We start from the raw sequence: 9,388 nt of genomic DNA, 5'->3' as shown, positions 1-9,388 counted from the left end.
GTCTTGCCCTAGGAGCGCAGACCTTTAAACTTAAATTTGGTCACCGAGGTTTGAATCACCCAGCCGGTTTGCAGCAAATGGTGGAAATTACTAGCCAAAACCATGGTTTTGCTATTGATCCCGATACATTAGGGGATCAGGTGGAAATTACTCACCTAAATCTCAATGACCGCACTGTGGCAGGGTTGCGTCACAAATCCTTACCGTTCTTCTCAGTACAGTATCACCCAGAGGCTAGTCCTGGTCCTCACGATGCTGACTATTTATTTAAGCAGTTTGTCGAGCTGATGCGATCGCGTAGCGTGGCCGTAGGCTAATCGCGTAGCGTGGCCGTAGGCTAATCGCGTAGCGTGGCCGTAGGCTAATCGCGTAGCGTGGCCGTAGGCTAATCGCGTAGCGTGGCCGTAGGCTAATCGCGTAGCGTGGCCGTAGGCTAATCGCGTAGCGTGGCCGTAGGCTAATCGCGTAGCGTGGCCTAGGGCGTGTTTTCAAAGTTTTCCGCAAGATTATGATCCCCCCCAGCCCCCCTTAAAAAAGGGGGGAGCCATACTCAAAGTCCCCTTTTTTTAAGGGGGATCATGGGGGATCTCCGAGGCAAGAAGACACGCCCTAGACCCTAGACTAGACCCTGATTGGTTCTGCGAGGGTTTGCGTTCGCTTTTAGCGGAAGCTTAGCTTCATCGCGTAGCGGCGACCCAGGAGCATCGCGTGCAATCCCCGATGCCAAACCCCAACTGTAGGGTGACCGGGTGTGGGACTAGAAAATAGCCCCTACATTGCCAGCAAACCAAGAAATATGCTTCAGTTATGATTAATCGGTTAGAATCATGGCTGGCTTAATTTTACCCTACCGCTAGACCCGGTCACCCTACCCCCCAAACTCTGATACTGTTGTATAATCTAAAATTGACGTTGTTTTAGCCCCTTGACGTGCTAAGCAACAAGCCAAGGTATGGTTATAGGGCGCGTTTATCAACGGTAACCAAGTCATCAATCTACTGTCACAGTAGTCAACTTGACAGTAGAAGTATTAGATTATTGATATTTATAAGCTATATCGAGGAGGGTGTTATTCCTGAACAAATAACCCTTACAGTCAGTTTAAGGGGCACTCGCCAAGTCGAGTCAAATTATCAAATTTTCCGCCTTACTGGATTGCTAGATGCCTTTTCGGAATCTACTCTCCGTAACGTTATTGGCAAATGTATTGATGAAGGTCCAGCGGATATTATTCTGGACTTATCTAAAATTGATTTTGTCGATAGCTCTGGTTTGGGTGCTTTGGTGCAGCTAGTAAAGAAAGCTCAAACTTCTGACGGAAGTCTACAAGTCGTGACCAATCCCCGGGTGACTCAAACTGTGAAACTAGTGCGCCTAGAAAAATTTTTCTCCCTGCAAGATTCTCTGACGGTAGCTGTGGAGAAAATCAAGTCTAAGTGACAAAATCGATGGTGATGGCGGGGGCAAAACCCGCCTTCACTTTCAGAAGCAGTGGGGAATCGGTGAGAGTTGAGTGTGAGTAAGTTGCCGTTTTGCTAATGTATTGAATACTCTAAGCAGAAATTGTTGAAGGATGTCAAATTTGGTCTAGTAAACAAAAGACCGTGAGACCCCAAAGATGGCTCAAACAGATGCACAATTAGACCCCTTGGAAGAGGATAGCCATGGCGGTGGAACTGACTCTATAGTATTGTGGACAGAGTTTCGATTTAGGCAATTCATGGCGAAAGTTGATCAAATTGCCAAAATTCAACAGATTTCCCCAGCATCCTTGGCATATATAGGAGATGCTGTTTATGAACTCTACATCCGAACCCACTATCTGCTACCACCGAGGCGAATCTGTGACTATCATAACCAGGTAGTGGCTCACGTCAGAGCAGAAAGCCAAGCTAAGATTTTGCGATCGCTTGAACCTTACCTAACTGCTTCTGAAAAAGACGTTTTACGGCGCGGACGGAATGCTGCTACAAAGAGCCCCCGGCGTCTCAATCGAGAAATCTATCAACAAGCTAGTAGCTTAGAAACTTTACTGGGATACCTCTACCTTACTGATACTCAACGCTTGACCCAGTTATTGGCTCATCTACAACTGGATACCCCATAAATCCTAATTCTATTATGGCTAATCAAAACCCCTCCTCTGATGCCTCCTCTGATGCTTCTGGTCAGATCAAGTCAGGGAAGTCCTCTGATCGGCAAGGTGAGAATAAAAAATTATCTCGTTCGACCTCAGCCAATTCTCAAAAGAACGGCAAACCCCCTCGAAAGAACTACCACTCTCGAAAGCCACGGCCAAAACATTCCCATTACTCCGAGGAAACTCAGCCGAAGCAGCATGGGTACCCTAAGTCAAAACTTGTAAGTAGCACAGAAGAAGAGAGTGACTTAATCTACGGGCGTCATTCAGTTCTAGCAGCTCTCCAAAACCAGCACCAGCTAAACCGAGTTTGGATTATTTCCCAGCTGCGTTACGATCCTCGCTTTCACTCTTTACTAGTTCAAGCCAAGGCTAACGGTACAGTAATTGATGAAGTAGCACCAAAACGCCTGAGCCAAATTACCAAAGGTGGTAACCATCAGGGTGTGGCAGCTCAAATTGCACCTTACCAGTACATAGATTTAAATGACTTAATTGACAAAGCAAAATGGGCAACTGAGCAGCCAGTTTTATTGGCTTGTGATGGCATTAATGATCCTCAAAATTTAGGGGCGATTATTCGTACGGCAGAAGCTCTAGGGGCTCAAGGCTTAGTCATACCCCAACGTCGAGCTGTTGGTGTCACCTCAACTGTAAGGAAAGTGGCAGCAGGAGCTCTAGAAACCTTTCCTATTGCCAGAGTTGTCAATCTTAGTAATGCCCTAGAGCAGTTGAAAGCTGCGGGCTTTTGGATTTACGGAACTGCTGCCGGTACTGGTAAACTTTTACACAAAGTTGATTTGACTGGTTCAGTAGTATTAGTAATAGGTTCAGAGGGTAATGGTTTAAGCCTAAGGTCACAAAGCTGCTGTGACATGTTAGTCTCAATTCCATTACAGGGTAAGACCCCTAGCCTCAATGCCTCAGTAGCAACTGCTATGGTGTTATATGAAACTTATCGGCAGCGTTGGTCAGACTTACTGTATATCGATAGTACTTCCAATCAACAGATTGTGAAACAAGAAGAGTAAATGGAGGATAAAAAGGTTTAAAAGCCGATTAAATTAACAGAGATTATCCTGGAAACTAGGTGGATGTCATGAAAGAATCCTTAATCAAAATCTTAGACCTCTTCGGGTTAGCGTTTTGGGTGGAAATCATCACCGAAACCCCCAAGTGTACCTACTACTTTGGACCCTTTGTTAACCAGCAGGAGGCTCAGGCTGCCAAATATGGATATATTGAAGACTTAGACAATGAAGGAGCTCAAGGCATCATGGTAACTCTCAAACGCTGCAAACCCAATAGACTAACAATTTTTGATGAGTTGCCAGAACAGACTGAACTAGAGAAATCCTCTAGCTTAAGTAAGCCGATTTTTTGACAAAGGATGAAGTTTAACCTGTAACGTGTTAAGTGTGAAGGATGAAAACGCTCTAATACTCTCTACTTACAAGTATGAGTCCGCAGTTACTTACTAACCTGCTGAGGTAATTTAAAGCGGCAAAGCTAACTCAAAGTTAGGCAGAATAGTTTCCCCTGACAAAGTAACAGGAAATTTAGCAGTCTCAACAGCTTGATTGGGACGATAGATTTCAACCTCTTTGCCCTGGGGGTTAATTAACCAGCCTAAACGTAAACCACTGTTCAAATAGTCTGGCATCTTTTCCTGTAGAGGCTTGAGGGAATCAGTGCGAGAGGCTGGATCATGACTGTCTCCTTAGTGGAATGATTAATATCAAGTCAGGTTGAATACCCATAATTAGAGGGAGGGTGGGACCCACCCCTAACCCCTCCCAGGAGGGGAAGTGTGGGGAGATGGGGAGATGGGGAGATAGGGAGATGGGGGAGATTTTTATTAAGGGTAATTATCCCGACATGATATAAGTATTCAACCGGACATGATATAAGCTAACCGCTCCAAGTATAGTTAGCATGTGCTGGAAATTCAGGATAAAATTACGTGGTGTTGTGAGAAAGCAAAAATACTTAGTCTAGAAATGTTAACTTCTTCCGACCATCTGACCGATTTATCCGATGCCCACTGGCAGAGCAATTGCCGTTCTGTTGTCACTGGCGACCCCCAGCTGAAGAAACTGATGACATCGGTTTATGGGGTTGACCAGCAAGTAAAGTACCTTCACTTACAGGCAGAAGTTGAATCCCTCTGGCAGCAGCAGCAATTACTTAAGCAACAACGGTTGGTTTTGCGTTAAACTAATGCCTTTAAGTACAGGCATTACTGAAAACGCTGATGCTTGGCTGACCAACGCTTAAGGCTATAGTTATTTGGTTCATCAATGACTATAGCCGCAGGACCCCCATCCCCTAAATCCGCGATCGCTGTCATGGAGCTGCTGGCATCTTGGGAAAATTCGCTGTAGAGTAAGGCTCCTGTGTCAGAAAAAATCATGGTGCGGGGTTTGTAGATAGTAGTTGCCCGATCTGTATCCATCCCGTCATTAATACTATCCGATAGACCCACCTCTGTAGATTCTGAGGTAACCGATATTTCTTGATATAAGGTTAGCACCGCTTCCGGCTGGTTGTTGCCAGTCAGCTCGATCGGTCTAACTGACCAATGCCCGATCTCCTGAAGCATCATTGGTAAACTAGGAAGGGGTCCTGGGGAGAACTGACCACTGTTGATTAACTCCTGCCAGAGTACTGGCAGCATGGTTGACACCGACTCGGGGTTAAGGTGGTAGAGTGCTGACAAAGTGATCGCACTTGGGTCTAACCAGCGCAGAGCCGTCTCCGTGTGTGCTAGCAGGTGCTGATTAGATCCATCAATAGCCACGGTGTCACTAGGGAGTTTCCCACCTGCTGCCAACAGCTTAATCATCCCTTCCTGGTAGGAAACCCCCTTGACCGTAGCTGTGGTTGATTGTTGGATACCATTCTCACTCCAAAGGCTAATCCGAATCTGGGGGTCAACGTCTAAGCCCAAATATCGCCACAGTCGCTTTCCCTTGGTCAAAGTGGGCAGCCGTAAATCAGAAAACGGCATCCACCGCCAACCCTGACCATCGTGAAATGCTTTTACCTGTACTTGATACCAAACTTGCTCCGGTTGTTTTTGTAGAGTCAGAGGAACAGATGGGCAGGGGGATAGGGGGGAAAGTGCTATACTCTGTTCCTCTGCTATAGAAACCAATTCAGTACTTTCCTGCTGCCTTTGGCAGTGCTGTTCTCCTATTCCCCCATCTCCATCTTCCGGTTGCAGCCAATCCGTTGCGTTGACAGTTTGAATGATTTCTGAATTGCCAACCAGTTGACTGAAGTGCCTGACGATGGCTGGAACTGGGTTTAAGGCATTGTCCATATGGTTGAGGAGTTGGTAAACCTGGGGATTAGTTTGAGGTAATTCCTTAACCCATGCGATCGCTTTTTGAGGGTCTTCCTGGGCTGCCAAAATCAACCCTCCCCAAACTTGCACATTGCTGTCATCAGGATTGACCTCTAGTGCTCCTTCCACCCGCCCCCACAATCCCCCAGAATCGGTCTTTAGCATAGTGATAATATCCCCCAACTGAGCACCATTCACTGCGGTCTGAAACACTGTTTTTGCCTCCGCCCAGCGACCATCCAGGAGATAGGCAAAGATAGCAGCACTCGCACTTGCCCAAATTTGATTTGCCTGAGACTCGGTGACCTGAGCGTGCAGTTTAACCAAATCTATTTGGGCTTGAGCCTCTGCTGACCAGTGTTTTGGTCTCTGTTGGTTCAACCATTGCCAAGCATCAGACCACAAACCATGACGGGCTAGGATTAAACCATTCTGATAGGGTTTAGTATCTATCGCTGCTTGGGTTAGGGAAATTTCCTCTAGATAAATCGGGTTGGGAACAAAAGAGCGAGGTTTAATTTGGTAAACCTTGAACTGGGGTTCCAAGCCTACAGTATGATTAACCACTAATTCTGGAGTAGCACCACCGGTCACTTCCTGCCAATAGGGAGAACCTTCATTAGGGCTTGTCCACTCCAACATCATACTCAGGTGTGTCTGGTCTTGATTGTAGTGAATAATTTGTCCATAGCTCTCGGGTGTATTCTCTGAGACCACTTGACCCGAGAGGTTGAACCAAAACCCTTCCTCTAGAGCTTGTTGATCGAAACGATCGAGTTTGGTTAAAGGTAGTGAACGAGAGACACTAGCATCACCGGATGCTGTGTTGACTTGGGTAGACAGCACAAAATATTCGACCGGGGCAGTGATAGGCAGCTGACTAACTAGCTGATAATACTGCTGTTCGCTATGGCTTTGTTCAAGAGGCTGATAGACTCTGAGTTCCACGATCTGGTCACAATTACTTTGGCATGATGGTGGTGATCCCAAAATCGGTAGCAGCAACTCAGAGTTAAGGGCAAGGGGTGTGCCCGCCGTTAGCCCATTTTCACGAATCTCCCCTTGAATTTGGGCAAATGTCTTGGCAGATGAGGGAACAGTCTGGGGGATACGAGCCCAACTCGGCAAAATGTGATTGATCCAGACAATCGAATCAGGGTCAATAATTAACATAACCGCCACCCAGATACTACCGGCAATGATACCGCTAGTGGTGATTAAGGCAGCGATCGCGCCCAAGGTTGTTAACCAACCACCTCTACTAGACTTTTGCACTGATGTTTTAATGGTTTATCTTTCCAGTTTTTTCCTAGTTTGAAAAAAATCTTGGGGGCAATAGATAGTAATTAGCCAAATAGTACAGATTTTTGGACTTAAAGGCTAATTGTCCATGTCTTTGTCATTCCCCCTTGCTCAATCTAAAACAAGTGCACCCTAAACCCTTCAACCTGTGATTACCTGCTCATACAGTTCACCAGCACGTTCCCAAGTATATTTCTGTTCAATATACGCTCGCCCATTTTCCGACAATTGCTTACGGAGCTGGCGGTCTTCAAATAACCGACTAATGGCATAAACATATTCTGTTGTATCATTTGCTCGCAATGCCCGCAAAGGGACATCCCCGCCATCAACTGTCAATCCCTCCAAACCGCGATCGCTTCCCACGACCGGTACTCCCGCTGCCATCGCTTCCAGAGTTTTATTTTTTACCCCAAATCCACTCTGCATTGGCACCACAAATATGGTTGCCTTATGAAGGTGGTCTACTAAAGAAGGCACCGAGCCAGTTACACTAATCCCTGGTATATCTTCTAACTCTAGCACCGCCTGCACCGGTTTGGGTCCGACTAATTCTAGCTTGGTATCACCATAGCGCTCTGTAATTGCTGGGAACACATCTAGGCTAAAATAACGAGCCGCTTTGATGTTTAGTGGGTTATCCATCGCCCCAGTAAATACTAATCTGTGTCCACCAGGATCAGAGATGCGCCGGGGAAATAGATGAACATCAACCCCATTAGAAATCAATGTAATTTTACTGTCCAACTCAAATGAGTCTATTTGCCGTCTATCTTCTGCTGTTGTGACTATAATGTCTGTGAACTTAGCACAATATTGCTCTTCATAGCGACGTAATAGGGGCAAATTTAACTTGTCTTTCAGCTGATTGTCTGATGTTTTGGTTTCGAGCTTGTCCAGGGATTTCCGGTATACAGAATGATGAATATTCACCAAAGTTCGCAGCTGCTTCCGCCACTCTGGTCGCACATAAATTTCATTGGTACTGTGTTCACAGGTAATCAGGTCAAATTTTCCCGCCTCCACAGCCTGATCCACCCATTGCTGCATTGGAGTTGAGTAGAGTTGGAGCACTTTCTGGGGCGTTCCCTGTTGCAAAATGGTACTCCAGCGCTGTAATTTCTCCTTTAAGCCTTCCTCTTGTTCTGATGGCTGCGGTTGGGGAAAAATCACCAGTTCTTCCACCCACTGCTGCAATTTTTCTACCTCGATGTCCGTGATATCCTCAGAACGTTGAGTAACCAAGGTTATAGCATGACGCTCACTCAGGTACTTGAGTAAATTAAACGTCCTGACCTGAGTTGCCCCCCGCGTTGGCGGATAGGGAAAGGTTGTGGAGATCATTAGAATCTTCATAGGACGTTACTACTTGGACAAATAATTGGCAACAAGGAAACGGCAGGCAATAATTCATTCTTATCTCACTTTTTACCTGAGTTAAGAATGAATTTATTTATACTATTTAAAATTTTTATAAACTTTTTTTAACATTTATTCATGTTAATTTACTCCAAATCACCATTATATCAAATCCTTGAGCATCGATATTGCCAAGCTTGGGGTTTTTGATAATTTTGATTACTCCAGAGTAATTCCCGATTACCTATTACCCAAAACCCAAAAAACAACGACAAAGAACACTATCCAAAAAACTGGACAGTATAAATGTATTATATCTTCATACCAATACATTTATACTAATTGTGAATTTTCCTCTAGAAAATATAGTTAAAAATTCAAATTTACCGATTTACCAAACACCAGGTAGCCTAATCTCTCTATGACTTCCAGTGACGGTGATTTAGAGGGGTTTGCCACGGTTCTGGAATAGAATTGGTTGTGTAGGGAGTAAGAGGGCAAACAATGGGAACAGGAGGAACAGAGGGAAGAGGAGTCAAGGGGTTCAGTCCCCAAACTACTGTATTCCACTAACCTCTAACCACTGACTGGGTTAAGGCTTGTTCGTAGCATTGACTAGCCCGATCCCAGGTGTATTCATCCTCGATCAATAAGCGCCCGTTTTGGGACAACTTTGCTCGCAGTTGTGGGTCTTCAAACAAACGAGTGATGGCGCTAATATACTCCTGAACATGATTTGCCCGCAATGCTCGCAGGGGTGTATTGGCACCATCAACCGCTAGTCCCTCCAAACCGCGATCGCTTCCCACTACAGGTACCCCAGCCGCCATTGCTTCGAGGGTCTTGTTTTTAATGCCAAAGCCAGTGCGCATCGGTACCACACAGATAGTTGCTTGATGGAGATACTCTACCATTGATGGCACACGACCGGTGACCGTAATTCCCGACAATTCTGCCAACTCCAATACTGCAGGTACTGGTCTTGCTCCGACCAGGTCTAGCGTAGCATCTCCATAGCGTTCTTTAATGGCTGGAAATACCTCCAAGCTGAAAAAGCTTACAGCATCAATGTTGGCTCGGTTATCCATAGCTCCAATAAACACTATGCGATGTCCCCCTGGGTCAGCAGTGCGTTGGGGAAATTGAGTCAAATCCACCCCATTGGGAATCACCACAATTTTACCCGATGGCTTGTAGGCAGCTATCTGGCTTTGATCCTCCGGTGTTGTGACCACAAG

The 9,388-nt window shown here is 45.7% G+C and carries 9 protein-coding genes and 2 pseudogenes; 6 read left to right on the top strand and 5 right to left on the bottom strand.

What is annotated here, in order from left to right; translation table 11 throughout:
* Nucleotides 1-317, top strand: a pseudogene (locus tag F6K49_RS31075) (carbamoyl phosphate synthase small subunit); the annotation flags it as partial.
* On the opposite strand, the gene F6K49_RS31070 reads toward F6K49_RS31075, so the two are convergent.
* Entirely contained in the window at nt 268-492 is a 225-nt protein-coding gene (locus F6K49_RS31070; protein ID WP_293102852.1) for a hypothetical protein, read from the bottom strand. The pseudogene F6K49_RS31075 and the gene F6K49_RS31070 overlap by 50 nt on opposite strands.
* Before the next feature lie 591 nt (nt 493-1,083).
* Here F6K49_RS31070 and F6K49_RS31065 point away from each other — a divergent pair.
* From F6K49_RS31065 to F6K49_RS31050, 4 genes are all read left to right on the top strand, one after another.
* Nucleotides 1,084-1,440, top strand: coding sequence for an STAS domain-containing protein (locus F6K49_RS31065; protein WP_293027215.1), 357 nt, complete (start codon nt 1,084-1,086; stop codon nt 1,438-1,440).
* Between the two features lie 178 nt (nt 1,441-1,618).
* Nucleotides 1,619-2,107, top strand: coding sequence for a ribonuclease III domain-containing protein (locus F6K49_RS31060; RefSeq protein WP_293027190.1), 489 nt, complete (start codon nt 1,619-1,621; stop codon nt 2,105-2,107).
* A gap of 14 nt (nt 2,108-2,121) precedes the next feature.
* Nucleotides 2,122-3,171, top strand: a complete 1,050-nt coding sequence (gene rlmB, locus F6K49_RS31055; RefSeq protein WP_293027193.1) for a 23S rRNA (guanosine(2251)-2'-O)-methyltransferase RlmB — start codon at nt 2,122-2,124, stop codon at nt 3,169-3,171.
* Between the two features lie 68 nt (nt 3,172-3,239).
* A complete protein-coding gene (locus F6K49_RS31050; RefSeq protein ID WP_293042898.1) occupies nt 3,240-3,524 on the top strand; it encodes a DUF1816 domain-containing protein in 285 nt (94 codons plus the stop codon).
* Between the two features lie 111 nt (nt 3,525-3,635).
* Here F6K49_RS31050 and F6K49_RS31045 read toward each other — a convergent pair.
* Nucleotides 3,636-3,839: pseudogene (locus F6K49_RS31045) on the bottom strand (Uma2 family endonuclease); the annotation flags it as partial.
* A gap of 301 nt (nt 3,840-4,140) precedes the next feature.
* Between F6K49_RS31045 and F6K49_RS31040 the strand changes: the two are divergent.
* Nucleotides 4,141-4,356 carry a hypothetical protein gene (locus tag F6K49_RS31040; protein WP_293027199.1) on the top strand — a complete coding sequence of 72 codons (216 nt, stop codon included), beginning with the start codon at nt 4,141-4,143 and terminating at the stop codon, nt 4,354-4,356.
* A 23-nt stretch (nt 4,357-4,379) separates the two neighbouring features.
* On the opposite strand, the gene F6K49_RS31035 is transcribed toward F6K49_RS31040, so the two are convergent.
* The 3 genes from F6K49_RS31035 to F6K49_RS31025 all read right to left on the bottom strand — a co-directional run.
* Entirely contained in the window at nt 4,380-6,764 is a 2,385-nt protein-coding gene (locus tag F6K49_RS31035; protein ID WP_293102849.1) for a hypothetical protein, read from the bottom strand.
* 168 nt (nt 6,765-6,932) lie between these two features.
* Entirely contained in the window at nt 6,933-8,147 is a 1,215-nt protein-coding gene (locus tag F6K49_RS31030; RefSeq protein ID WP_293027207.1) for a glycosyltransferase, read from the bottom strand.
* Nucleotides 8,148-8,719: 572 nt separating this feature from the next.
* On the bottom strand, nt 8,720-9,388 hold a 669-nt coding region (locus F6K49_RS31025; RefSeq protein ID WP_293102845.1), incomplete at its 5' end, for a glycosyltransferase family 4 protein.

The sequence above is a fragment of the Moorena sp. SIO3I6 genome (assembly GCF_010672095.1).
The sequence above is the reverse complement of the archived record's forward strand: the minus strand, read 5'-3'. Positions and strand labels throughout refer to the sequence as shown.

What these genes read in the sequence shown, in the direction of transcription:
- F6K49_RS31030 (WP_293027207.1), bottom strand. Translation starts at nt 8,147, where the DNA reads ATGAAGATTCTAATGATCTCCACAACCTTTCCCTATCCGCCAACGCGG.
- rlmB (WP_293027193.1), top strand. Translation starts at nt 2,122, where the DNA reads ATGGCTAATCAAAACCCCTCCTCTGATGCCTCCTCTGATGCTTCTGGT.
- F6K49_RS31050 (WP_293042898.1), top strand. Translation starts at nt 3,240, where the DNA reads ATGAAAGAATCCTTAATCAAAATCTTAGACCTCTTCGGGTTAGCGTTT.
- F6K49_RS31060 (WP_293027190.1), top strand. Translation starts at nt 1,619, where the DNA reads ATGGCTCAAACAGATGCACAATTAGACCCCTTGGAAGAGGATAGCCAT.
- F6K49_RS31040 (WP_293027199.1), top strand. Translation starts at nt 4,141, where the DNA reads ATGTTAACTTCTTCCGACCATCTGACCGATTTATCCGATGCCCACTGG.